This is a genomic window from Streptomyces sp. NPDC104313 (assembly GCF_055583985.1).
Genome location: NZ_JBVJMW010000024.1, coordinates 35613 through 60016, shown reverse-complemented (window position 1 = coordinate 60016; position 24404 = coordinate 35613). Strand labels below are relative to the sequence as shown.

General features: G+C 70.0%; 25 protein-coding genes and 1 pseudogene. 3 read left to right on the top strand and 23 right to left on the bottom strand.

What is annotated here, in order from left to right:
- Positions 1-108: 108 nt before the first annotated feature.
- Positions 109-1020: an NADP-dependent oxidoreductase gene (locus ACZ60Q_RS34340; protein WP_469641487.1), complete on the bottom strand. Its 912-nt coding sequence runs from the start codon at positions 1018-1020 to the stop codon at positions 109-111.
- Between the two features lie 315 nt (positions 1021-1335).
- Between ACZ60Q_RS34340 and ACZ60Q_RS34335 the strand changes: the two genes are divergently transcribed.
- Together ACZ60Q_RS34335 and ACZ60Q_RS34330 are read left to right on the top strand one after the other, a co-directional pair.
- Positions 1336-2115, top strand: a complete 780-nt coding sequence (locus tag ACZ60Q_RS34335) for an AfsR/SARP family transcriptional regulator (RefSeq protein WP_469641486.1) — start codon at positions 1336-1338, stop codon at positions 2113-2115.
- A gap of 54 nt (positions 2116-2169) precedes the next feature.
- The gene (locus ACZ60Q_RS34330; protein ID WP_469641485.1) at positions 2170-2622 is read left to right on the top strand and encodes a nuclear transport factor 2 family protein; all 453 of its coding nucleotides are present in this window, start codon (positions 2170-2172) and stop codon (positions 2620-2622) included.
- Between the two features lie 164 nt (positions 2623-2786).
- On the opposite strand, the gene ACZ60Q_RS34325 is transcribed toward ACZ60Q_RS34330, so the two are convergent.
- Positions 2787-3695, bottom strand: a complete 909-nt coding sequence (locus tag ACZ60Q_RS34325; RefSeq protein WP_469641484.1) for an IS110 family RNA-guided transposase — start codon at positions 3693-3695, stop codon at positions 2787-2789.
- A gap of 101 nt (positions 3696-3796) precedes the next feature.
- Here ACZ60Q_RS34325 and ACZ60Q_RS34320 point away from each other — a divergent pair.
- Positions 3797-4810, top strand: a pseudogene (locus ACZ60Q_RS34320) (IS110 family RNA-guided transposase); the annotation flags it as partial.
- A gap of 112 nt (positions 4811-4922) precedes the next feature.
- Here ACZ60Q_RS34320 and ACZ60Q_RS34315 read toward each other — a convergent pair.
- From ACZ60Q_RS34315 to ACZ60Q_RS34215, 21 genes are all read right to left on the bottom strand, one after another.
- Entirely contained in the window at positions 4923-6047 is a 1125-nt protein-coding gene (locus tag ACZ60Q_RS34315) for a glycosyltransferase (protein ID WP_469641483.1), read from the bottom strand.
- 3 nt (positions 6048-6050) lie between these two features.
- Entirely contained in the window at positions 6051-7253 is a 1203-nt protein-coding gene (locus ACZ60Q_RS34310) for a glycosyltransferase (RefSeq protein WP_469641482.1), read from the bottom strand.
- Between the two features lie 28 nt (positions 7254-7281).
- Complete coding sequence (locus ACZ60Q_RS34305; protein WP_469641481.1) at positions 7282-8208, bottom strand: MBL fold metallo-hydrolase; 927 nt, start codon at positions 8206-8208, stop codon at positions 7282-7284.
- Positions 8201-9490 carry a ketosynthase chain-length factor gene (locus ACZ60Q_RS34300; RefSeq protein WP_469641480.1) on the bottom strand — a complete coding sequence of 430 codons (1290 nt, stop codon included), beginning with the start codon at positions 9488-9490 and terminating at the stop codon, positions 8201-8203. The genes ACZ60Q_RS34305 and ACZ60Q_RS34300 overlap by 8 nt, the downstream gene beginning before the upstream one ends.
- Positions 9487-10755: a beta-ketoacyl-[acyl-carrier-protein] synthase family protein gene (locus tag ACZ60Q_RS34295; RefSeq protein WP_469641479.1), complete on the bottom strand. Its 1269-nt coding sequence runs from the start codon at positions 10753-10755 to the stop codon at positions 9487-9489. The genes ACZ60Q_RS34300 and ACZ60Q_RS34295 overlap by 4 nt, the downstream gene beginning before the upstream one ends.
- A 143-nt stretch (positions 10756-10898) precedes the next feature.
- Positions 10899-12059 carry an acyl-CoA dehydrogenase family protein gene (locus ACZ60Q_RS34290; RefSeq protein WP_469641478.1) on the bottom strand — a complete coding sequence of 387 codons (1161 nt, stop codon included), beginning with the start codon at positions 12057-12059 and terminating at the stop codon, positions 10899-10901.
- 78 nt (positions 12060-12137) lie between these two features.
- Positions 12138-12923 (bottom strand): SDR family NAD(P)-dependent oxidoreductase, encoded by a 786-nt coding sequence (locus ACZ60Q_RS34285; protein ID WP_469641477.1) that lies wholly within the window; start codon positions 12921-12923, stop codon positions 12138-12140.
- A 40-nt stretch (positions 12924-12963) separates the two neighbouring features.
- Entirely contained in the window at positions 12964-13494 is a 531-nt protein-coding gene (locus ACZ60Q_RS34280) for a flavin reductase family protein (RefSeq protein WP_469641476.1), read from the bottom strand.
- A 28-nt stretch (positions 13495-13522) separates the two neighbouring features.
- Positions 13523-14920: an NDP-hexose 2,3-dehydratase family protein gene (locus ACZ60Q_RS34275; RefSeq protein ID WP_469641475.1), complete on the bottom strand. Its 1398-nt coding sequence runs from the start codon at positions 14918-14920 to the stop codon at positions 13523-13525.
- Entirely contained in the window at positions 14917-15915 is a 999-nt protein-coding gene (rfbB, locus tag ACZ60Q_RS34270; protein ID WP_469641474.1) for a dTDP-glucose 4,6-dehydratase, read from the bottom strand. The genes ACZ60Q_RS34275 and rfbB overlap by 4 nt, the downstream gene beginning before the upstream one ends.
- On the bottom strand, positions 15912-16979 hold the full coding sequence (locus ACZ60Q_RS34265; RefSeq protein ID WP_469641473.1) for a glucose-1-phosphate thymidylyltransferase: 1068 nt from the start codon (positions 16977-16979) through the stop codon (positions 15912-15914). The genes rfbB and ACZ60Q_RS34265 overlap by 4 nt, the downstream gene beginning before the upstream one ends.
- 99 nt (positions 16980-17078) lie before the next feature.
- Positions 17079-17852 (bottom strand): SDR family NAD(P)-dependent oxidoreductase, encoded by a 774-nt coding sequence (locus ACZ60Q_RS34260; protein ID WP_469641472.1) that lies wholly within the window; start codon positions 17850-17852, stop codon positions 17079-17081.
- Positions 17853-17901: 49 nt separating this feature from the next.
- Positions 17902-18510 carry a dTDP-4-dehydrorhamnose 3,5-epimerase family protein gene (locus ACZ60Q_RS34255; protein WP_469641471.1) on the bottom strand — a complete coding sequence of 203 codons (609 nt, stop codon included), beginning with the start codon at positions 18508-18510 and terminating at the stop codon, positions 17902-17904.
- 9 nt (positions 18511-18519) lie between these two features.
- On the bottom strand, positions 18520-19266 hold the full coding sequence (locus tag ACZ60Q_RS34250) for a class I SAM-dependent DNA methyltransferase (RefSeq protein ID WP_469641470.1): 747 nt from the start codon (positions 19264-19266) through the stop codon (positions 18520-18522).
- On the bottom strand, positions 19263-20405 hold the full coding sequence (locus tag ACZ60Q_RS34245; RefSeq protein ID WP_469641469.1) for a DegT/DnrJ/EryC1/StrS family aminotransferase: 1143 nt from the start codon (positions 20403-20405) through the stop codon (positions 19263-19265). The genes ACZ60Q_RS34250 and ACZ60Q_RS34245 overlap by 4 nt, the downstream gene beginning before the upstream one ends.
- On the bottom strand, positions 20402-21085 hold the full coding sequence (locus tag ACZ60Q_RS34240) for a 4'-phosphopantetheinyl transferase family protein (protein WP_469641468.1): 684 nt from the start codon (positions 21083-21085) through the stop codon (positions 20402-20404). The genes ACZ60Q_RS34245 and ACZ60Q_RS34240 overlap by 4 nt, the downstream gene beginning before the upstream one ends.
- 92 nt (positions 21086-21177) lie before the next feature.
- Positions 21178-21936 (bottom strand): phytanoyl-CoA dioxygenase family protein, encoded by a 759-nt coding sequence (locus ACZ60Q_RS34235; protein WP_469641467.1) that lies wholly within the window; start codon positions 21934-21936, stop codon positions 21178-21180.
- Positions 21937-21970: 34 nt separating this feature from the next.
- Positions 21971-22915, bottom strand: a complete 945-nt coding sequence (locus tag ACZ60Q_RS34230) for an aromatase/cyclase (protein ID WP_469641466.1) — start codon at positions 22913-22915, stop codon at positions 21971-21973.
- A gap of 47 nt (positions 22916-22962) precedes the next feature.
- Positions 22963-23313 carry a hypothetical protein gene (locus ACZ60Q_RS34225; protein ID WP_469641465.1) on the bottom strand — a complete coding sequence of 117 codons (351 nt, stop codon included), beginning with the start codon at positions 23311-23313 and terminating at the stop codon, positions 22963-22965.
- 14 nt (positions 23314-23327) lie between these two features.
- Positions 23328-23534, bottom strand: coding sequence for a hypothetical protein (locus ACZ60Q_RS34220; RefSeq protein WP_469641464.1), 207 nt, complete (start codon positions 23532-23534; stop codon positions 23328-23330).
- 316 nt (positions 23535-23850) lie between these two features.
- Complete coding sequence (locus tag ACZ60Q_RS34215; RefSeq protein ID WP_469641463.1) at positions 23851-24120, bottom strand: acyl carrier protein; 270 nt, start codon at positions 24118-24120, stop codon at positions 23851-23853.
- Between the last annotated feature and the right edge of the window lie 284 nt (positions 24121-24404).

Genomic DNA, 24404 nt, shown 5'->3' with positions numbered 1-24404 from the left:
GGAGCGCGGCAGCGCGGTCCGTACCCGTCCTACGGTCGCTGCCGCCACTCGAAAATGCCTCAAGAGGCTCTCGAGCGGCGGCCCGGTAGCACCGTCGTTCCCGCCGGTTCAGTCGACCAGAAGGGCGATCTTGCCGCGCACGTGACCGCCTTCCATCTCCCGGTGCGCCTCGGCCGCCTGTGCCAGCGGGTAGGTGCGGGAGACCACGATGCGCAGCCTCCCCTCCTCGTACAGGCCGGTGAGTGCGCTCAGCCGCGCCGTGGAGCGCTGGGTGCTGATCGCCTGGACCCCGTACTCTCCGGCCCGGTCGAAGTCCACGACGGTTCCGATGCGCTGCCTGTCCTGGACCAGTTCCAGCGATACATCGAGCGCGGCTCCGCCGATCGCGTCGAGCGCCGCGGTGACCCCGTCCGGCGCCAAGGCTTGCACCCGCTCGGCCAGGCCCTCGCCGTATGCGACCGGGACCGCCCCGAGCGAGCGTAGGTAATCGTGGTTGCGCGGCGCGGCGGTCCCGATCACGGTGGCACCGAGCGCCTTGGCGACCTGTACGGCCACCGTGCCAACGCCACCGGCCGCCGCGTGGATCAGAACGGTGTCACCCGCGCCGACCTCGAGCTGCTCGACGGCGGTGTGCGCGGTCTGGCCGGACGCCGAGAAGACGCCGGCCTGGTCCCATGGCATCAACGCGGGCTTCCGCACCAACTGGTCGGTGGGAACAACCACATACTCGGCGTGGCCGGCCAGCAGCGCCCACCCGAGGGCTTCCGTGCCGGCCGGGAACCCGGCGGCGCCCGGGCCCACCTGGTCGACCACGCCGGCGAATTCGTTACCGATTGTCCGCGGGAATCCCGCGGGCACGCCGGGGATCGTCAGGCCGCGCCGAATCGCGCAGTCGAAGGGCTGAATCCCGGCCGCCCTGATCCGTAACCGGACCTGGCCGGGGCCCGCCTGCGGAGTCTCGACGTCGAGCAGTTCCACCACTTCGGGACCGCCGACGGAGTTGATAGCCGCTGCCTTCACACTGTGTCCTCTCGTCAACACCATGAACATCGCATAACGCGTGCGCAGCCGGTTCCGGCCGCACGTCGCCACCATCCTGCAACCTCATGTCCGGTTCAGGTCAACACCGTTCATCCTCCGCGTCCCCACTCCGCCCCGGGCGGAGCTCCGGCGCGGACCGGGAACGCCGTCCCTGACAAATTCCTGACACAAGTTTCTCGCAAACACCAAATAAGTCTCTTGCGGGACGTCACGAGATCAAAGAGAGTATCGGAGAGGTCAGTTGTACCGCGCTCCACCCCACCCGGCGTCCACGATACCAAAGGCGTAAACGCAGTGAAATTCAACCTGCTCGGTCCTTTTGAAATCGTCACAGACGAGGGCGTTTTATCCGCTATTCCGCCGCCCAAAGTCTGCCAGGTTTTGGCGCTCCTGTTGACACGCCCGAACGCCGTGGTGCCCGTGGACTCGTTCATCCGGGAGATCTGGCGCGAGAAGCCACCGCGCAGCGCGCTGACCACGCTACAGACGTACGTCTACCATGCCCGGCAGATGTTTGCCCGCACGGGAACCGCCGATCCGGAGGAAGTTCTCCTCGTCACCAGGGCGCCCGGCTACCTCATTCACGTGGACCCCGGCGAATTGGACGCAAAGGAATTCGAGCGGCTCATCGAGAAGGGGCAGCGGGACCTCGGCCGGGGATTCGCCGAGAACGCCGCAAGCCACCTGGCGGAAGCCGCGAATCTCTGGCGGGGTCCCCCTTTGGGGAACATCGCGACCGGCGATGTGCTCGGCGGATACGTGGCCTACATGGACGCGCTGCGCATCCGTGCCGTGGAGCTCCGAATCGACGCCGTCAGACGGCTCGGCCGGTACCGCGAACTCATCCCGGAACTCCACGCCCTAGTCCTGGCGTATCCCCTCAACGAGTGGTTCCACACCCAACTCATCGAGGCGCTGAGCCTCTCAGGACGGCGAGGCGAGGCGCTCCAGGTGTACCAGCGCCTTCGGAGGTCGCTGGGCGACGAACTCGGCCTGGACCCCTCCCCCGACGTGCAGCGGCTGCACCACCAGCTGCTGGACCCGGCGCGGCGCGGGCCCGCTCACGCCGCCTGACGCCTGACGCCTGACACAAGCTGCCTGACACAGACCGCCCCGGGGAAGGAAGCCATGACGATCACGCCACCGACGACCCTGTTGACGAACGAACTGTACGCCGAGGTGCAGCAGTTCCACGCCGCTCAGATGCAGGCGCTTGACAGCGGGGACTTCGACACGTACAGCGCGACGTTCACCGAGGACGGCGAGTTCGTCCACACCCCAGGGCGGCCTGCGGCCCGTACCCCGGCGGGTATCGCCGCCGAACTGCGTGCTTACCACAGGGAGCGCTTCGCCGACGACCCGGTCCAGCGCCGGCACTCCTTCAGCATGCTGCGGCTCGACCCCCGGCCCGACGGCTCGGTCCACGCCACCTTCTACTGCCTGGTCATCACCAGCAGGCCGGGGGTAAGGGTGCCCGAGACCGCTCCGAGCTGCGTCGTGCACGACGTGCTCGTCCGGGAGGACGGACGGCTGCTCACCCGCTCCCGCAGGGTCGAGCACGACTACCTGTCAGTCGTCTGACCCTCGCCTGACAGTGATGATGTGAGTGGTGGTTCTGCTGATGCGTCCGACCCTCCGCCTGACTGACGTGTTCGACTGTCCTGTTGGGGATTTGTCGGCGCGTCAGCGGGGCCACCACGCACGCGGCCGGACGGGCGTTTGTGACTTCATAGCGCCTCTGTGTGTCAAGCCGCTTGAGCGAGGTGGTTCCGTTGGTCTCGTTTCATGATCCGGTAGACCACGTTGGACAGCCGTCGCTTCAGTGCCCGGCGGGCCTCGGAGGGGGTCTTCCCCTCGGAGATCTTGCGGAGGTAGTAGTCCTGGCCGCGGCCACCGTCGCGGATCTGGCAGATCGCGATCGTGTGGAGGACCGAGTTCAGCGCTCGGTTGCCGCCGGTGTTGAGCCGGTGGCGGACGTTGTTGCCGCTGGAGGCGTCCAACGGTGCACTGCCGGTATAGCTGGCGAAGTGGTGCTCGGTCGGGAAACGGGTGACGTCGCCGACGTGCCCGAGGACCTTGGCGGCCAGCACGGTGCCCAGGCCCGGCAGGCTGGTGAGTGTGGTGCACGTCGCTGCCAGTGCTTCGCGCATCTGGACCGCGTTGTCCTTGACCAGGCGGTCCGGTCGTCGCAGGTCGGCCAGGAGGTCCCGGGCTATGTCCCGGCGGCAGTTGTCGGTGGCGGTGACGGGGCGGATGCCCTTCATCGCGGCAGCGGCCTTGTCGGCGGACAGGCCGGTGGCCACGCCGCCGGGCAGCAGGTCGCGCAGGACGGCGTGGAGCCGGTTCAGGACGCGGGTGCGCTCGTGGACCAAGTCGTCACGGCGCTCGGTCAGCAGCCGCAGGATCGTGGTCTGGTCCTCGGCGGCGACCTGTCGCAGGTCAGTGCGGAAGAGGGCGACCTGGGCGACGTGGCGGGCATCGGCCTCGTCGGTCTTGCGGTTGCCGCCGGTGGACGGCATCCGTGCCCGAGCCGAGAGCGTGGCCGGCACGTCGACCACGTACTCGCCCGCGGCGGCGAGCTGCTGGGCAAGGGAGCGGCCGAGGCCGCCGACACCCTGGACGCTACGGCTGCAGACCGAGCATCTGGGGTCCATTCAACAAGTCAGGAGCTTGGCCAAGAAGCCCCGTCACTGTCTTGTCCACCCACCCGACCGGCGCGTGCCGCCCTCGGCTCGGACAAACGGCAAGGACGGACATGACCAGCATGACGCACGACGGCCCCCGGGTCACCGGCGGAGTCGACACCCACGGCCTTACCCATCATGCGGCGGTGATCGACTCCATCGGCCGGCACCTTGCTGACCAGGAGTTCCCTGCCACCATCCGTGGATACCGGGACCTGCTGGACTGGATGCGCGTCCACGGGGCTCTCGCCGCGGTCGGGGTGGAGGGCACCGGTGCCTACGGGGCCGAGCCGGCCCGGGTGCTGACGGCTGCCGGGGTCGCGGTCATCGACGTGGACCGGCCGGACCGCAAGGCGCGGCGGATGAAGGGCAAGTCCGACCCGGTCGACGCCCACGCCGCCGCGACGGCGGTGCTGTCGGGCCGGGCCACGGGTATACCCAAGAGCAGGGACGGCGTGGTCGAGGCCGTGCGCGTCCTGCGCGTCACGCGTCGCAGCGCGGTCAAGGCCCGCACCCAGGCCATGAACCAGATCCGCGGGCTGCTGGTCTCCGCCCCCGTGATGCTGCGGGAGCAGGTCTCCGGCCTGGAACGTGCCGCGCCGATACGCGCCCTGGCCCGGCTGCGGCCCGGCGACGATCTCTCCAGGCCACTGGCCGCGACCCGGGCGTCACTGCGGCGCCTGGCCCGCCGCCACCAGGCCATGGACGCCGAGATCGGCCCGCTGACCAGGCAGGCCGCGCCCGCACTGCTGGACATGTTCGGAGTCGGCCCCCAGACCGCCGGCCAGCTGCTCGCCACCGCCGGGGACAACCCCGAGCGGATGCGTTCGGAGGCGGCGTTCGCGCACCTGACCGGCGTCGCGCCGATCCCCGCATCGTCCGGCCGCACCCACCGCCATCGGCTCAACCGTGGCGGCGACCGGGCCGCGAACAACGCCCTGCACACCATCGTGCTGGTCCGTATGCGCTACGACGAACGCACCCGCGCCTACGTCGAGCGCCGCACCGAGGAAGGGCTGAACAAGAAGGACATCATGCGCTGCCTCAAGCGATTCGTCGCCCGCGAGGTCTACCGCGCCCTGACCCCCAGCCCAACCGATCCGCAGAGAGACCGTTCGGCTCCGTCGAACGGCGCTGCCGCCTGCCTACGTGAACGTGGATTTTCCGTTCAGCATCCCCACCTGACGCGCGTCGGCATCAGGCCGCCAGGCGTTCCACGGCCGCGAACGCCTCGGCCGGCGACGGCAGGCCCGCCATCTCCCTTGCTATGTCGCGGGCCCGCTGCCGGTACGACGGCGTCTCCAGCACCTCCCGGCACGCCTCGGTGATGTTCTCGGGGGAGTCGTCCTCCGGGGACACCATCCTGGCGGCGCCGTACTCGCTGAGCCGGGTGGTGAACCCCAGCGCGTACGGCAGGTACGGCACGAGGACCTGCGGAACTCCGTAATGCATGTTGCCCAGTACCGTCGTCCCCCCGGCGTGGCTCATCACCACGTCACACGTCGGCGCCACCACGTCGAGGGGCACCCAGCCCACCCTGACGTTCCTCGGCAGCGGTCCCAGCTTCTCGGCGGCGGACTGCGGGGCGGCGACGAGCAGTTCCACATCCAGCCGGCTGACCTTGTCCACCAGACCGCCCAGGATGTCGAAGTAGTCGGGGGTGACTCTGCTGCCGGCCGAGACGAGCAGCCGGGTCCGGTCCTCCTTGGTGTACATCCACGGTTCGACGGGTCCCTTGGTCGAATGGGGTACGTACCGCATCAGCTGCGCGGGCGGCGCGTCGCTTTCCCGGAGACTGGGCGGGCAGATGTCCACGAACAGTTCGGGGCTGAGCATCTCGTGGAACCCGAGCCTCTTGAGTACGGGACCCAGCTCGGCCGCGGCGGCCAGATCGATGGTCCTGGGCTCCCCCATGTCCACCGCGTGTTTGACGTAGGGCACCCCGGCATACCGGGCCACCACCGGACCGGCGAACGCCAGCGCCCCTCCGACGACCACGTCGGGGCGCCACCGGTCCACGAAGGGGAGCAGCCCTTCCAGGCACCAGGTGGCGTAGCGGCCGAACTGCCGTCCGTTGAAGAGATAGCGCTCGTGTAGATCGGACGGGATGACGCGGCGGTCGCCGTCGTCGTCGTACAACGTCTCCAGCATGTCCCGGGACGTCACCGCGATTCCGGCGATCCCGGCCGCGGTGACGGTGGGCATCACGTTCTCCGGGCCTGCCATGAACACCTCGTGTCCGGCGTTCCTAGCGGCCTGCGCCAGCGGGACGACCGAGAAGATGACGCCCGACGTACCGCCGACGACGAAGAGAATCCTCATGTCTCAGCCCTCCGTCCGTACGGGCGCCGTGGAAGCGGCCCGTTCCAGTTCCACGACGCGTCCGGCGGGCAGGGGCAGGGCGTGCATCTCGTCCCGCAGACGCGCCGCCGCGCTCCGGTACGACGCGTCGGCGAGCAGATCGCCGCACGCGCGGGCGACACCCGCCAGGTCCGCGCCCGCGAGCCGTACCGACTTCCCCGCTCCCAGCTCGGCGATCCGCGCGCCGTGTTCCTCCAGCCGCAGTTCCGGCGGCAGCGACAGCTGGGGCAGTCCGTGGGCCAAGGCGCCCAGTGTGGACAGCGCGTCGCCGGGATGGACCACCAGATCGCAGGTGGGGGCGACGACGCCCAGCGGAACAGGCTCGCAGCGCACCTCGTCGGGAACGAACCACGGTGCCCCGGTCACTTCGGGCGCTCCGGGGAAGGCCGGCGCCCCGTCCGCGTCCGAGGGGCGCCGCGCGACCAGGACGTCGGCGTCCAGCTCCGCGAGCCGCGGCAGCAGGGCATCGAGTGTGCCGCGCCAGAGACGGTCCTCGGGGCCGGTCGCGTCTGCGGCGCCGCCGACCACCAGGATCCGCGGCCGGTCCCCCCTGACGTACGCCCAGGGCTCGACGGCCCGCTGGGTCTCGTACGGAATGTGCCGCATCGGCAGGGCGGGCGGGGCGTCGGGCATCCGCAGACTCGGGGGCGCCACGCTGAGGGAGATCACGGGGCGGGGCAGGTCGTACAGTCCCGCGTCCTCCAGCTCCGGCCCCAGTTCGGCGACGGCCGCCAGGGCCTCGACCACGGGCTCCGCGAGGTCGGTGGCGAACCGCGCGTACGGGACACCGAGTCGGTGGGCCACCAGTGGCGCGGCGTAGGCCTGCGCCGCCCCGACCACGAGGTCCGGGGGCCAGGACGCGGCGAGGTCCGACAGACCGTGCAGGCAGTCCGCCGCGAAACGGCCGTACGACCGCCCCGTCTCGATGTCGCGTTCGTGTCCTTCGGGCGGCAGCGGTGCGATCAGCCCCCGCCGGTCTTCCCGGCAGTCCTCCAGGCTCTTCGACGAGACCGGCACGCCGACGAGTCCTGCGGCGGCGACGGCGGCGACGGCGCCCGCCGGACCCGCCACGAAGACCTCGTGACCGGCCCGGCGTACGGCTTGCGCCAACGGGACCATCGAGAAGACGGAACCCGCCCCGGGGCCCGCGGCGAAAAGAACCTTCATGAGCACGTCCTTCACAGCAGATGTCCGATCAGGCATGACAGACGGGACGCCGGCCGCCGTTGTACTTGACCATCTCGCCGAACACGGCCACCGGGTCCAGCGGCCGGCCCAGCTCCCCGCCCTCGATCTCGGCCCAGGCGCGGTGCAGGTTTCCCACGAGCCGCTCGGGGTCCAGCAGGCCCGCGAACTCCTCGATGTCGCAGCGTCGGCCCGTCTCCAGCGGAGTCAGCCCCTGCCGGAAGCCCTCCTCGGCGACGGCCTGGAGCCGGCGCAGATAGCTCTCGGTCTCGTCGAAGGCCTCGGGGCCGGAGACGACGCCGTGGCCGCCGACCACCGTGGTCGCGCCGAGGCCGCGCAGCCGGTCCAGCGTGCTCAGCGATCCCTCGACCGTGCCCATCATCACAAAGGGCGTGCACCCGGGCATCACGATGTCGCCGGCGAACAGGACACGCTCTGCGGGGAGCCACACCACCGTGTCACTCCGCGTGTGCGCCGGCCCCAGGTGCAGCAACTCGATCCGCCGGCCGCCGGAGTGCAGCGTCATCGAACCGGTGTACGTGATGTCCGGGAGCGCCAGCCGTACGTCGCCCCACTCCACGTCGGGCCAGAGCGCCGTCAGGCCTAGTCCGGTCTTCTCCATCTCGGCCCGCGCCCCGGCGTGGCTGATCACCGCCGCCGGGGCGAACACAGCGTTGCCGAAGGTGTGGTCGCCGTGGAAGTGCGTATTGACGATCGTCCTGACCGGGCCGGCGCCCAGGGATTCGGTGGTGGTACGGAGACGGTGGGCACGCCGTACCGTGGCCGCCGTGTCCACGAGTACGACGCCGTCGGGGCCCGTTATGACACCGGCGTTGTTGAGGCACCAGCCGCCGTCGGGCTGAAGGTAGGCGTACACCCCGTCGGCGACCTCGACCAGCTCCGGTTCGTTGGGTCCGCCGGGTACGGATTCAGGCATCGAGGGTGACCCCCCTGACGACCACGGCCGAGTTGAAGCCCCAGCGGCCACGCGCGAGCACCAGGGCCGCGTCGGCGTCGATGGCGCGGGGTGCTCCGCATACCAGGTCGATTCCGTACGCCGGGGGAACCGCGCAGGGGTACGGGACCGCCGGGACAACGCCGTCCCTCAGGGCGACCAGCGCCGTCACCACGTCGAGCGGTCCGCCGCCCCCGAGGAGCCGGCCCGTCAGTGCCTTCGGCGCGGCCACCGGTACCGCGTCCGGGCCGAAGAGCTCGCTGATGGCCCGCGCCTCGGCCAGGTCCAGGTCGGCGGAGCCCGCCGCGTCCGCGAAGACGACTCCGATGTCCCCGGGGCTCAGCCCCGCGTCCGCCAGCGCTAGTTCGGCGGCACGCCGCAGCCCGGGGGGCCGGTGGGAGCCCGGCGGCGGGTCGAAGGTGGCCGCGTATCCGGCGATCTCCCCGTACGCCTGTCCCCCGCCCCGGCGCGCGAGGGCTCCGGCGCTCTCCAGCACCAGGAGCGCGCCCCCCTCGCCGGGCACGTGGCCGCCGGCGGCGGCGTCGAACGGCAGATAGGCCGTGGCCGGGTCCGTACTCCTGCTGACCCGGCCGCCCGACAGGTGCGACGCCCATCCCCAGGGGTCCAGTGCCGAGTCCACGCCGCCGGAGATCACCAGGGGCGTGCCGAGCCGGACGGCCCGGCGGGCGTGCCCGAGGGCGTCCAGACCGCCGGCCTGATCCGCCACCAGGGCGATGCCCGGACCGCGCATCCCGTTCCTGATCGAGATCTGGCCGGTGTTGACGGCGTAGAACCAGGCGAACGATTCGTAGACGCTGACGAACTCCGGCCCCTTGGACCAGAGGTTGTCGAACTCCCGGTGGGTGAAGTCGAATCCGCCCGACGCACTGGAGGTGATGACCCCCATGTCGTAGTCGGCGAGTTCCTGGGGGTTGACCCCGCCGTCGGTCAGGGCCCAGTCGGCCGCGGCGAGGGCCAGCCGGGTCGACACGTCGGTCTGGGGCAGGAGCCGGTTGGGCAGGTGCTCCGCCGGGTCGAAGTCGAGTATCTGGCCGGCGAGGGAGGACTGGTAGCCGGTGGTGTCGAACCGGGTGAGCGGGGCGATGCCCCCGCGTCCTTCCAGGGTGGCGTTCCAGTACTCCTTGATTCCGAGCCCGTTGGGCGCGACAACGCCTACGCCGCTGACCAGAACACGGTCCTCAGGTGCGCCGCCGCTCGTGACGTCGCCTCTGATGCCCTTGCCGTTGATGCCGTCGCGGTTCATGCCGCTGTCCTCTCCGCGCGCCTCAACACCATCGCGCTCTGGAAACCGCCGAATCCACTGCCCACCGTGAGCACGGTGTCGATGTGCTGTTCCCTGGCGGTCACCGGCACGTAGTCGAGGTCGCACTCGGGGTCGGGGGTGTGCAGATTGGCGGTGGGCGGGACGACTCCGTGTTTCAGCGCCAGCACCGAGGCCGCGATCTCGATCGATCCGATGGCACCGAGAGAATGGCCCACCATCGACTTGATGGAGCTGACGGGCACGCGGTAGGCGTGCTCGCCCAGCGTCCGTTTGAAAGCCGCCGTCTCGTGCCGGTCGTTCTGCTTGGTACCCGAACCGTGCGCGTTGACGTAGTCGATCACCACCGGGTCGATCCGGGACTCGTCCAGGGCGACGCGGATGGCCTCGGCCATCTCCCTTCCGTCGGCCCGCAGTCCGGTCATGTGGTGAGCGTTGAGTCGGGTGGCGTACCCGGTGATCTCGGCGTAGATCTCCGCTCCCCGGCGGCGCGCGCTCTCGTACTCCTCCAGGACGAACATCGCGGCCCCCTCCGCGAGCACGAAGCCGCTGCGGGACGCGTCGAACGGCCGGGAGGCGTGGGCGGGGTCGTCGTTGCGCGGGCTCGTCGCCTTGATGGCGTCGAAGCAGGCCGCCACGATCGGGGTGACCGGGGTATCTGTGGCTCCCGTCACCATGACGTCCACGACGCCTTCCCGGATGAGCCGGCAGGCGTGGCCCACGGAGTCCAGACCGGACGTGCAGCCGTCGGAGACCATCATGACCGGCCCCTCGGCGCCCACGCTCCAGGCGACCTCGGCCGCCATGATGCTGGGGACCATGTGGTCGAACATGTGCGGGGTCAGATAGGCGGGGTCGATCTCCCAGTCCCGGCCACTGTTCGAGAGCACCAGGTACTCCCGCTCCAGCGAGGTCGCGGCGGCGACCGCACTGCCGAGACTCACCCCCGTACGGTGTGGGTCCAGCGCGGCGAAGCCGAGTCCGCTGTCGGCCACCGCCTCCCGCGCGCAGACCACCGCGAACTGCGCCGCGCGGTCCATCCGGCGGATCTCACGGGGCGTCAGTCCTTCCTGTACGGGGTCAAAATCCACCTCGCCGGCCACTTGGGAGCGGAAGCCGGAGGGATCGAAGGAGGTGATGGTGCGGGTCGCGGTCCGGCCGGCCGACAGGAGATCCCAGAACGCCTTCGTCCCTGGTCCTCCGGGAGCGCGGACACCGACGCCGGTGATCACCACGCGCCGGGTCACCTCAGCTTCCCGGCCGTGCGTGGGCCCGGTCGGCGACCGGGCCGTCCGGTCCTGTGGTCACAAGCGAAAGGAGTGCGGTACATCGAGTGTGGGTCCTTTCCGTTTCTTCCGGGACTGCGGTGGGCCAGGTGCCGGCCGGAGCGTCAGCCGGACGTGGTACGGGACGACTGGAGCGCGTAGGCGCGCGCCGCTTCGGGGAACTGGAGGGCCTTGTGTCCCGCCGCGGCGTTCACGTCGCGCCAGAACCGCTGGAGAGGTTCCGCCTCGGACTGCCCCCGGCTGCCGGCCGACCGCAGCAGTCGGTCAACGGTCGTGGCGAGTGTCTCCGCCGCCAGCGCGCAGTCGCGTGCCGCGCGGGCCGTGTGCAGTGGGTCGGGCCGGCCCCGGTCCGCCGCCGCGGCCACCCGGTACAGCAACAGCTCGGCGGCGTCGATCTCGTAGGCCGAACGCGCCTGGACCAGTTCGTACGCGGTACGGTCCGCCGCCGCTCCCGGCGCCGGAGCAGCCGGCTCGTCGAGCTTGCCGCGCGCCAACTCCGTCCAGCGCCCGAGCGCCCCCCGTGCCGCGCCGAGCATCGCCGCCGTCAGGGTCAGCCCGTTGGCCGCCTTCAGCGGTACGCGGTGACAGGGCGCCGCGGCGCCCTGTGCCTCTCCGGCCATCAGGTCGGCGGACGTCACCGTGTGCGTCCGGGGGACGACGACCCCGTCCAGGGTCAGTGTGTTGCTGCCCGTCGCCCGCATACCAGCGTTGAACCAGGTGTCCTCGATGCCATAGGCGCGGCGTGGCACGGCGAAGAACCGCGTCTCGGGCGGGTCGCCGGCCACCCGCCCGCAGACCAGGGCCCAGCCGGAGTACGTGACACCGCTGACGTACGGCCACCGGCCCCGTACCCGCCAGCCGCCGGGCACGGGTTCCGCCGTGCCCACCGGTGCCAGCGCCCCGACCACGACCGTGTCCGGCCCCTGCTCCCAGATGTCCCGCCGGCCGGCCGGGGGCAGGTAGGCGGCGAGCCGTCCCACCCCTGCGGCCAGCGAGGCGAACCAGGCGGTGGACGCGCAGCTCTCGCCGAGCCGTACCACTGCGGGCAGCAGTTCCGTGAAGCCGCCCGCCGTCCCGCCCCACTCCGCGGGGACGAAGTGGCGGGCGAAGCCGGCCCGGAGGACCCCCTCCACCACGTCCGGTGTGAGCTGCCGGCCGCGCTCGGCCTCGGCCGCGCGGTCGGCCGCGAGGAGCGCGGTCTCCCGGACGGCCTCGGCGCGGAGAGCCGCGGCGGGCGGTGACGGCACTACGGTGACTTCTGGCACGGCGGTGGCTCCCTCGGGTCCGGTGCGGGACGGGGTGAGAAACGGGGACGGCGGTGGGACTTGCGGCTCTGTCCGGGCTCAGTAGTTGCCCAGACCGCCGCAGACGTTGAGCGCCTGGGCGGTGACGGCCGAGGCTCCGTCGCTGACGAGGTACCCGATCATCGCTGCGACCTCGCTCGGCTCCACATAGCGGCCGATCGGCACCCTGGCCGTGACGCGCTGGAACGCCTCGTCGCGCGACACGCCCCAGATGCCGGCGTAGTGGGCGCGCACGTTCTCGGCCATGGGGGTCTCGACGAAACCGGGGCACACCGCGTTGACGGTGATCCCCGTCTTCGCCAGCTCAAGACCCCAGGACTTGGTCAGACCGACCACACCGTGCTTGGAGGCGGAGTAGGGAGCTCCATGGAGCACTCCCTGCTTCCCCCCGGTCGAGGCGATATTGATGATCCGGCCGCGCGACAGCTGGAGCATGCCGCCGATGCCGAGGACGGCCTTGGTCATCCGGAACACACTGTTCAGGTTGGTGTTCATGACGTCGAGCCAGACCTCGTCCGCGACCTCCGCGGTGATTCCTCCGCCGCTGCGGCCGGCGTTGTTGACGAGAATGCCGATCGGCCCGTACCGCGCGACGGCGGCGGCGACGAAGGCCTCGACCTGCGCCGGGTGGCCGACATCGCAGACCTGGCCGTCGGCCTCCAGGCCGCGTTCCCGTAACTCCTTGACGGTGACGTCCAGTTGTCCGGCCGAGCGGGAGCAGACGAAGACGGAGTGGCCGTCGAGTGCGAGCCGGGTGGCGATCTCCAGCCCGATGCCGCTGGTCGCACCCGTGACCACGGCTACCGAGGGGGTGGGGTCTGTCATGTCATTCCTTCGGGATGGGGTGTTCAGAGGGAGTGGATGTTCAGAGGGAGTGGAACTGCCGTCCGTGCCAGATCAGCGGCGAGTCCGGTCCCGTGGTGTGCACCTCGGTCGGCCGGCCCAGCAGCAGAACGTGGTCACCGGCCGGTATCCGGTCCGCCACCGTGCAGCGGAGTGCCACGTGCGCGTCCGCCAGGCGAGGCGGGGCGGTCGCCTCGGAGACGTGGGTCCCGTCCGTGGTGGTGGGGGGGAGGAAGGGCTGGCCCGCGAACCGGTCGACCTCGCGGGCGGCGAACCGTCCGGCCAGTTCGCGGTGGTGCCCGCCCAGTACGTTGACCATGAATTCCGGCGCCTGGGCGAAGGCGCCGAAGCAGCTGGATTTGTCCGCGATGCCCACGAGCAGCAGCGGTGGGTCCAGTGACACGGACGTCACGGAACCTGCGGTGAATCCCCACGCGCGGCCGGCGGTGTCACGCGCGGTGACGATCGTCAGCGGTGCGGCGAGCAGTGCCATCGCGTCGCGGAAAGCCCGGCCGTCCAGAGCGGGAGGGACTCCGCGGGGCGCCGCCCTCACGAGGTGCCCCTTTCGCTGCCCGCCCTCATCAGCATCGCGTCGCGGCGGAGTTGATGCAGGCGATCAGGGTCCGGGCCTGGACGTTCACGTAGTGCGCGTGCCGAACGAGGGTGCTCAGCTGTGCCGGGGTGATCCAGCAGTAGCCCGGGGGCGGGTCCGACGGCGCCTCCTCCTCGTTCGCCTCGATGAGCAAGTACCGGCTCTCCGCGTGGCGGAATCGGCCGCCCTCCTCGGAGTGCACCGCCTCGTAGAGGATGCGCTCGGGCGGCATGCCGAGTACCAGATCCAGGAACGGCGGGCGCTCCGCGCCGGTCAGCCCGGTGTAGTTCTCCGGGGTGCACTGGAGTGTCGGGGCGAGCTCGATGGTATCGAGGAAGCCGCCCTCGACCCGGGCATGGGCCAGCAGGTGGGGCACTCCCCCGATCCGGCGGGTGAGGAAGGCCGTGAGGCCCAGTCCGTGCGGTTCGAAGAGCGGCTGCGTCCACCCGGCGACCTCACGGTTGCCGGCTTCTACCGACACCGCGATCACGCTGAAGTACCGTCCGTCGGCGCGGTGGATGGACGACTCGCCGCGATGCCAGCCGTCGACGTCCGCGAGCGGCTTGCGCTGGATACGTACGTCGTGCCGGGACCGCTCGGCGGTGATCCACGACAGCAGTTCTGTGTCGGAGTACATCGCCCTCTGTTCGCCGCCGTAGCACGGTACGCACGCCAGAACGGTGCGGGAGTCCATGTTGACGAGGTTGTCCTCGCGCAACAGCTCCCCTATCTGGCCGAGGGTCAGCCAGCAGAAGTCGTCGTCCAGCGGGACCTCTCCGGTCGCCTCGACGAGCATGTTGCGGTTGGCCTTCTGGAAGAACCACGCCCCATGCTCGGACTGGAGCACGTCGACGAGCACCTGGCCGCGTTCGGGGCGCGTGAAGTACTCCAGATACTTCACGTCCGTGCCCTGGTGCACCTTGGTGTAGTTGCTGCGGGTGGCCTGGACGGTCGGCGAGAGCTGGAGGAGGTTCGGGTTGCCCGGTTCCATCTTGGCCTGCATCAGGAAGTGCAGGACGCCGTCGAACTCCCGTACAAGAATCCCGAGAATGCCGACCTCGGGCTGGTTGATGATCGGCTGCTCCCACTCGGGGAACGGTTCCTCCCCCGTCCTGACGTGCATGCCCTCCACCGTGAAGAAGCGTCCGCTGCGGTGGACCAGATTCCCCGTGGTGTCCTCGAAGGACCAGCCGTCGAGCTGGTCGAACGGAATCCGGTCCACCTGGAACCGGTGGGCACGGCCGCGTTCGGCGAACCAGTCCGCGAAATCAGCCGTCCGCATCTGCACGCCCTCGGTGGTGCGGGCCACCGATCGCGCCAGACGACCCGGCAGACGGGTGTCCTGCCGTGTCCGCAACAGATTTCCCAGACTCGGCGCAGCGCTCATGACATCCTCTCCGTGGTGTGCGTCTCTGTGCGATGTTTGACGGCTGCCCACCAGTCGGGGTGGCTTCGGTACCAGTCGACCGTCCCGGCCAGTCCCGCGTCGAAGGAGATGCGGGGGACGTACCCCAACTTCTCCCGGATCTTGGTTCCGTCCAGGGAGTAGCGGAGGTCGTGTGCCTTGCGGTCGGCGACCCGGCGGACCAGGGAACTGTCCGCGTCGCACAGGCGCAGCAGGAGGCCGGTGAGGGCGAGGTTGCTCCTCTCGACACCCCCGCCGATGTGGTAGATCTCCCCGGCCCCGCCGCCGTCGAGGACCAGTTGGACGGCCCGGCAGTGGTCGTCGACGTGCAGCCATTCGCGGACGTTGCGACCGTCGCCGTACAGCGGCACCGGCTCCCCCTTCAGCAGGTTCGTGACAAAGAGCGGAATCAGCTTCTCGGGGTGCTGGTACGGGCCGTAGTTGTTGGAACAGCGAGTGATGGAAACGTTCAGTCCGTGGGTGCGCCAGCAGGCCCTGGCGAGCAGATCGGAGCCGGCCTTGCTCGCCGCGTAGGGGGAGTTGGGCGCCAGGGGCTGGTCCTCGGTCCAGGAGCCCGTGGCGATGGACCCGTACACCTCGTCGGTGGAGACGTGCACCATCCGAGGCACGTGGGCGTGCACGCAGGCGTCCAGGACGGCCTGGGTGCCGGCGAGGTTCGTCGCGACGAACTCGGCGGCGGAGGCGACGGACCGGTCCACGTGCGACTCGGCGGCAAAGTGGATCACTGCGTCGTGTCCGGGGAACAGGTCGAGGAGCAGGGGGAGCGAGCGGATGTCCCCCCGGACGAAGCGCAACCGGGGGTGGTCTGCCGGGATATTGTCCCGGTTCCCGGCATAGCCGAGGTTGTCCAGGACGGTGACCCGGGCGTCCTCGTAGCCCGGGTACCCGCCGGCCAGCAGCGTGCGGACGTAGTGCGAGCCGATGAATCCGGCGCCGCCCGTGACGAGCAGCCTCACGCCGTCACCTCGATACGGGTGTCGTCGCCCACCACGAGCCGGTGGTCGAGGCCGCCCTCGCTTCCCTTGCCCACGGTGGTGTTGCGGCCGATGAGTGAGCCGCGCAGGCTCGGCACCGCGATGATGGAAGCGTCGTCCATCACGATGGACTCGGCCAGCCGGGTGCGGCTCAGCACGCAACCGCGCCCGACGGACGTGCTGGGGCCGACGTGGCTGTCCTCGATCACCGCACCGGCGCCGATGACCACCGGCCCTTCGATGCGGGAGCGTACGACGCGGGCGCCGGCCTCGATGACGACGCGGCCGCTCACCACGCTCAGCGCGTCGACGTCCCCCCTGATGTCGGTGGTCAGTTCACCGAGCAGCTGCCGGTTGCAGTCCAGGACGTCTTCGGCCCGCCCGGTGTCCTTCCAGTAGCCGACGTACTCCCCGGCCCGTACGTCGTGGCCGTGGGACACCAGCCACTGGATGGCGTCGGTGATCTCCAGTTCGCCGCGCGCGCTGGGCGCGATGGCGGCGACCGCGCGGTGGATGGCGGCGGTGAAGAAGTAGACGCCGATCAGCGCGAGATCCGTCGCGGGCCGCGCGGGTTTCTCCACCAGCCTGACGACCCGGCCGTCGGCGCGCAGTTCGGCGACTCCGAAGCCCCGTGGATCGGGCACCCGGCGGACCACGACGTGCGCGTCGGGCTGGGTCATGGCGAATGTGGCGGCGATGTCGGAGATCCCCGCCGGCAGCATGTTGTCGCCGAGGTAGAGCACGAAGTCGTCCTCGCCGAGGAACTCCCGGGAGATGGCCACGCAGTGGGCCAGCCCTTGTGGTTTCTCCTGGACGATGTAGGTGACGCCTATCCCGAGGCGCGTACCGTCCCCGATCGCCTTCTCGATCTCCGGACCCCAGTCCCCGACAACCACGCCGACCTCCGTGATGCCGAGGTCACGGATGTTCTCCAGAACATGTTCCAGGACGGGTTTGTTGGCGATCGGAATGAGCTGTTTGGGCATGGAGTAACTGAAGGGGCGCAGGCGGGTTCCCGACCCGCCCGACAGCACCAGAGCCTTCATGGCGAAGTCCTCTCTCACAAGGGTTGGGAGTTCGCTGCGGCGTGCGGAGGGCCACGCGTCCGGCGGAGCGGTGCGCGGCCCTTCGTCAGGAGGGCCGACTCAGTCGGCCCTCTGCCCGGTTTCCTGCTTCTGCCGAAGCTGGTTGATGTCGCGGAGCCAGCCGTCGCGGTCGTCACTGCGGGCGGTCGCATGCGCGGCGACCTCCGGGTGGGGGAGGATCAGGAAGCGTCCTTCCGCCATGCCCCGGAACAGCGCCTCCGCGACATCGTCGGGGCCGATCGGGGTCGAGGTCAGCATCATGTGCGGGTCGGTGCCAGCGGCCTGCCGCATCTCGGTCCGTACGCCGCGCGGGCACACCGCGTGCACCTCGACGCCCCGGTGCCGGTAGCTGAGCGACAGCCATTCGGCGAAGGCGAGAGCGGCGTGTTTGGACACGGCGTAGGGGGCCGCGCCGATCATCGTGGTCAGTGCGGCGGCCGACGCGATGGACACGAACCGGCCGCCGCCGCGCTCCAGCCAGTGCGGGATCAGCGCGCGGGCGGCCCGTACATGGGCCATGACATTGGTGTCCCAGGCCGCGTTCCACTGCTCGTCGGGGAGTTCGGGTCCGCCGGCGGACGCGATGCCGGCGTTGGCGCAGTAGATGTCGACGGTTCCGCCGAGGGCGCTGAGGGCGGCGGGCACCAGCGCGTCGGAGGCTTCACCGGGAAGGGCGACACCACCGATCTCGTAGGCCACCGCCTCGGCCCGTTCCGGGTGCCGGTCGTTGACGGCCACACGCGCCCCTTCGGAGGCGAAGCGTCTGGCCAGGGCCGCGCCGATGCCCCGGCCCGCGCCGGTGACGACGACCGTCGTGCCGCGCAGGTCTTTCACCGTTCTCCTCCTGCCTGTACTCGTCCCCGCGGGGATCTGCCGGTACTCGTCACCTCGGGGCGCCGAGCGCCGCGTCGCACGCCCTGCTCTCCTGGTAGTCCGGGAGCAGGCCCGCGGCGTGGGCCTCGGCCATCGTGGGGGCCCGCCGGTCCCGGTCCGACAGGATGAGCTCCAGGTCACGCGGAAAGGGCAGGCCGAGCCGGGGGTCGACCGGGCAGATCGCGCGTTCGTGCTCGGCGGCGTACGACGCGGAGAGCAGGTACATGACGACCGTGTCGTCCGTGAGGGACACGAAGAGATGGCCCACGCCGATCGGCAGGTAGACCGACCGGAAGTCCCGCTGGTCGAGGCGGACGGCGTCCCACACCCCGAAGGTCGGCGATCCGGTCCTGGTGTCGACGACGTAGTCGACGGCCTCACCCTGCGAGCAGTACGCGTATTTGGCCATGCCCGGCGGGGTCGAGGTGAAGTGGATGCCCCGGACGACTCCGCGCCGGGACATGCTGTAGCTCGCCTGGGCCACCGGGAAGAGCGGGTGTCCCAGGGTCTCGGTGAATGGCTTTTCCCCGTACGGGGAGAGGAAGTGCCCGCGATTGTCCCGGAACACGTCCGGGGTGAATTCGTAGGCGCCTTCGACCTTGAGTGGTCGGGCCCGCATCGCTCCTCCTCACCGGGCGCCGGCGAGAGCGCCGACGTACAGTCCCGGTGCCGTCAGGCCGGACTCGAGGAACGACACCGTGAGACCCGCTCGGCGGAAGGCCTCCTCGTACTCCTCCCGGGTGAAGAGCGTCATGACGTGCACGTCGGTGAAGTGCCTCATGCCGGAGCCCGGTTCCGCCACGACGTAGTGCACTTCCATACGGCTGGCCGTCCGCTCCGTGTTTCGTACCGAGTGCGAGACCCTGGAGATGGTCCGGCCGTCGACCGTCACCACGTCGCCCTGCACATATCCGCTGAGGAACGCGTCGGGTGTCCACCACGGTTCGACGACCACGACGCCCCCGGGGCGCAGATGGCGGGCGAAGCTCGCCAGTGTCGCGTTCAGCTCCCCGGTCGTGGCCAGGTAGCCGACGGAGCTGAACATGCAGGTGATCGCGTCGAAGGTGTGTCCGAGATCGAACCTGCGCATGTCCCCCTGGCTCAGCGGGACTTCCGGGAGCCGGGCGCGGGCGAGGCGCAGCATGTCCTCGGACAGGTCGATCCCCGCGACTTCTCCGAACGCCGGGGCGAAGTGGGCGAGATGCGATCCCGTTCCGCAGGCGACATCCAGCAGCCGGCCGGCGTCCGGGCGGATGTCCTTGACTGCGCGGACGACGGCGGCGGCCTCCTTGGCATAGTCCTTCCCCCGTCCCCGGTAGATCGCCTCGTAGATGTCGGCACGGTCGTAGAGATCGACGACGTCGGTCCGGGTCATGCGGTCCTCCCTGTGTCTCCGAGCGATTCCAGTACGTCGCGCAGGGCGGCGATCACCTTGTCCTGTGCCTCTTCCGGCAGGGAGGGATACATGGGCAGCGAGAAGATCTCACCGGCCAGCCGCTCGGTGACGGGGAGCGTGCCGCGCGCGTAGCCGAGGTGGGCGAAGCCGGTCATCGTGTGGACCGGCCAGGGGTAGCTGATGTTCAGCGAGATGCCGTGCGCTTTCAGCTGTTCGATGATCTCGTCACGGCGCGGATGGCGGACCACGTACACGTAGTGGACATGGTCGTTGCCCGGCGCGACGGACGGCAGACGCAGCCCGCCGGCTCCGGTGAGGTCGCCGAGCCCGGCTTCGTAGCGCCGGGCGACCGCGCGGCGCCCGGCCACGTAGTCGTTCAGCCGACGCAGTTTGCGGCGCAGGATCTCCGCCTGCACCTCGTCGAGCCGGGAGTTGTGGCCGGGGGTGCTGACGACGTAGTAGGCCTTCTCCATGCCGTAGTACCGCAGTCGTCTGAGACTCGCGTCGACGGCCTCGTCCGAGGTGAGGACGGCGCCGGCGTCCCCGTACGCCCCCAGCACCTTGGTCGGGTAGAAGGAGAAGGCCGCCGCGTCTCCCAGCGATCCGGCCGGCCGGCCGTGGTGGCGGGCACCGTGCGCCTGGGCGCAGTCCTCCAGAATGCGCAGACCGTGCTCGTCGGCGAGCCGCCTCAGGGGCGCCATGTCGACACACTGTCCGTACAGATGCACCGGGAGCAGGACTCTGGTGCGCGGGGTGATGGCGGCCGCCACCTGGGTGGTGTCCATGAGGAAGTCCTCCTCGCGGATGTCGACGAACACGGGGATGGCGCCCGCTCCGGTGATGGCCAGGACCGTCGGGGCGGCGGTGTTGGAGACGGTGATGACCTCGTCGCCCGCTCCCACCCCCAAGGCTTCCAGGCCGAGTTTGACGGCGTTGGTCCCGTTGTCCACGCCGGTCGCGTGCGGGACGCCGTGGTAGGCGGCGAACTCCTCCTCGAATCCGCGCACGCTGTCGCCCAGCACCAGCCGACCCGAGCGGAAGACCGTGTCGACCGCGTCGAGGATGTCGTCGCGTTCCTTCTCGTACTCCGGCAGGTAGTCCCAGACGTACGTGGTCATGACGTTCCTTCCGAAGGGCTGCTTTGGGGTCCGTATCGTGTTCGTTCCCCGTGCCGGTAGGGGGGCGGGACCGTCGCCGGGACCCGGAGAGTGACCGCCGAAGGCGCTTGTCCCCGGATGGCGGCCGCCGCGGCGTAGCCGGTGTCCGCCGGCACGTCCAGGACGGTCCACCCGGCGGGCCGGGGTGGTTTCTTTGCCCGTCCGAGATAGTCGGCGGCGGGCGAGCGGCCGAGCCCGATGCCGAGCCCTTTGAGGTATGCCTCTTTGCGCGCCCACAGCGCGGCGAAGCCGGCCGGTCGCCGGTCACCGGGGAGGGCGTTCAGTTCCGCGCGCTCGGCCGGGTGGAGCGCGGGGACGCACCAGGCGACGGAGGCAGCCCGTGGCACCTTCTGCACGTCGACCCCGAGCGGGGAGGCGGCCACTCCCACGAGTGTCAGTTCCCCGCTGTGCGAGAGCGAGAAGTGCAGCGGTGGCCGCTCGCCGTCGATCGCGGGCCTGCCGTGCGGTCCGCCGCAGCCGGGGCAGGGTTCTCGTACGAAGCGGATGTCCTCGGGAGCAACGGCGAGATAGCCGGAGAGCAGCCGCCGCAGGGCCGCGTGCGCCGTGATGTAGCGTGCGCGGTCGCGGGGGCGTACAAACGCGGCGGCTCGTTCGCGTTCATGGGGGTCGAGCGTGGCCACGGCCGGTGTGCCGGCGTCCGTGAACGCGTCGTACGGCGGCCGGAACAGCCAGAGATCGAGCCGGTGTCCCAGCCCAGGGACCGGCTGCGGGGTCAGCTGTGGGTCCCGATCAGCGGGAACCGCTCGTCGTTCAGCGGTTCGCCCGGCTCCAGCCCGAGGTCGTGCGCCACCAGGGCGTCGGCCCGGAAGGTGGCCCCGGCGTCCATGTAGACCGTGGCAAGGGACACCCTGGCCTCGGCCGTCAGGTTGGCACCGGCCAGGTGCATGACCTGCTCATGGTGGAAGGTGCAGTCGCCGGCCCGCAGCGGCACCGTCACCCGCGGGTCCCACATCAGCTCCGGCGGGCAGCTGAAGAGGTGGCGTTTGGCCTGCTCGGCCGTGACGGGCGCGCCGGTCCGCAGGTGCGATCCGGGGATGAAGGTCATGCAGCCGCGCTCGACCGGCACATCCGTCAGCGCGACCCACGAGGTCAGGCCGACGGGTGCGCCGGCATAGGGGATGGCGGGCGCGTCTGCGTGGATGGGGGTGGTGGCGGAGCCGGATGTGCTCTTGCGGAGGATCTCCGACTTGAACATGCGCAGGGGCGCGCCGGCCAGTTGTTCGGCGATGGCGGTGATACGGGGGTGAAGGGCGAGCCTGCGCATGGCCTCGCTCTTGCGGTCGGCGTAGGTGACCCAGTCCATGACATTGCCGTCCTCGCGGTCCCAGGACACTTTCTCGTCCTGGTCCAGCTGCACCGAGGCGTCGGCGAGGAACTCCTTGGTCTCCGCCTCGGTGAGGACGCGCGGGATATGGATGAAACCCTGTTCGCGATAGCGGGCGACGGTCTCTTCTGAGACGGGACTCGACATGGTTACGTTCCTTTCACGTCGGTGGCCGCGCGGGTCAGCCGCGCGCTTCCGCGTACTCCTTGGCGTGGCCGAGCGTGGCCAGGCTGTTGCCGCTGAGCGCGTCGCGGACGAAGGCGCGCGCCTCGGGAACGCCGGCACCTCGGCCCAGGACCGGGACGATGGCCGCCGCGTCGATCACCGCCGTGTGCCGGGAGGTGACGACGGTGACGCCGTCGGTTTCGGCGAACTTCCAGCAGCCGGTGTGCAGGCTCAGCAGGGCGGGCAGCCGGGTCTGCTTGTACACGATTCTGTCCTCCGGGAAACAGACCCTCACGGACTCGGTGGTGTGGGCCGACCCGTCCTTGGTACGGGTCTCCATCCTCAGCACCTGGAGGCCCGGCGTGTCCTCCGTGAGCGAGACCCCGACGACGTGCGGCAGCCGGTCGGCCCAGTGCTGGGCCTCGTTGATGAAGGCGTAGGCACGGCGCACCGGGCCGGCGACACGTACCGTGTCCTCGAAGGTCAGGCTCAACCCGGCATCCTCGGAGGCCCGTTCGGCGGTGCTCTTCAGGGCGGCGAGTTCGGACCGGCTGTTGCGGTCGACCGCTTGGTCGATCCAGTCGAGCTTCGCCGGGTCGTCGCCGACGGCCCTGAAATGGTGCAGCAGCCGTACGCGCGAGACCTCGTCCCCGGCCGGTTCGACGATCCAGGTACCGCCCATCGCGGCCACCGGCGGTGCGGACACCTCCTGGCGGAACTCGATCCGCAGTGTCCCGGCGTCCAGGACACGGCGTGATGTCCACTGCTTGGCCTCGCCGTTGATGTCGGCCCAGATCCGGATGCGTTCCGTGTGCTCGCCCCGCTCCGCGTAGTCGACGTGGACCGAGGGCGGGAACATCAGAGGCCAGTTCTCGACCTCCGCGATCAGGCGGTAGACCTCCGGGGCCGGGGCGGCCACGGTGACCTCGTGCTCGGTCTCGCGGCCGGCCTGCTGCGTCATGCTGCTCTCCTTGCCCATGAGGAACGGCGGGGATGCTCCTGCGGACGTCAAGCCGCAGGAGCAAGGTCGGTTTGAGTGATTCGTTCCGTTCGTGTGCTGGTCAGGGCGCGGTAGACCTCGCGGGCGACGAATCGCTTGAGGCGGCGCATGGTGTCCTTCTCCGACAGCCCTTTCCTGGTGCGGCGGTCCAAGCTGCGCAGAGCCGCACGGGCCGCGGTCAAGGGGCGGGGCAAATCCTCGCCGGGCCGCAGCCGGGCCAGGGTCCGTATCAGTGCCACCCGTTCGATGCCCGTGGTCGGCTCGCGAAGCATCGCGGGTGCCGAAACGAGCAGGCCCCGGATCTGGTTCATCGCCTGGGTGCGAGCCTTGACCGTACTGCGGCGCGCAACTCTCAGCACGCGCAGAGCCTCCACTACCTGATGACCGGCATCCGGCCGGTCACGGCCACCGACAACTCCGCCGAGACATAGCCTGTGACCTGCTGGCCGACCTCCGCCGGCTGGACCGGCAGGCCAAGGACAACGAGGCCGAGATGCGCGAGGTTGTCGCGGCCACCCGCACCACGCTGACCGTCCTGCTGGGCCTGGGCACTGTGCCGGCCGCGAAGGTCATCGGCCACATCGGCAGCTTCCCTACCGAGAACCACTTCGCCGGCCACACCGAAAGCTCGCTTCTGGACGCCTTCGGCGGCAGCCGCGCACTGAATTCGGTCCCGCACACGATCGCCGTCTGCCAGATCCGTGACGGCTGGCGCGGACAGGACTACCACCCGCGCAAGATCACGGAGGGCGCCCGCAGGGGCGCGAGTCATGAACGCCCGTCCGGCCGCGTACATGGACGCCCGGCGGGCCGACAAATCCCAGACAGGACAGTCGAAACGTCAGCCAGACGGAGGGTCGGACCCGCCAGCGGCGTCACCATGAACATCATCACTGTCAGTCGGCCAGCACGGCCGACAGGTGTGCGTTGACGGCTCCCACCAGTGCGCGCGGTGTGCTCGCCTCGGTCAGATCAACGTCGTCCAGAGTGATGCCGTACTCCCGCTCGATACGGCCGCCGGTCTCCAGCATCGCGAGGGACTCGTAGCCCAGGGACTCGAAGTCGGTGTCCGCGATATCGTCGTCGAGGTCGACGTCCTCATCCGCGCCGGCCCCCTCCCTCAGAATACGCTTGAGGTCATCCACCGTGAACTCTTTCGCTGGCATACCTGTCCTTCCGTCTAATATCAGGGAGTTGACTTCAGGGGCCAAACACACGTGAAGACGCGTGTTGGCACAGCACTGCGGAAGCTAATGAATAGCTTCTTCGGGACACCTCGCCACGTCAAGGGATTCCTGTAAAGACAGGCACAACCCTTTGTCAAGTCATTGTCAAACGTCGCGGATCGGCGTCAATTCATGTTCGGAAAATAGCAAATGGGCCCTTATCCGTTGCCGCCGTCCAGCCGGAAAGATAGATTCACCGGGCACGGCCGCCGGAGATTTACCAG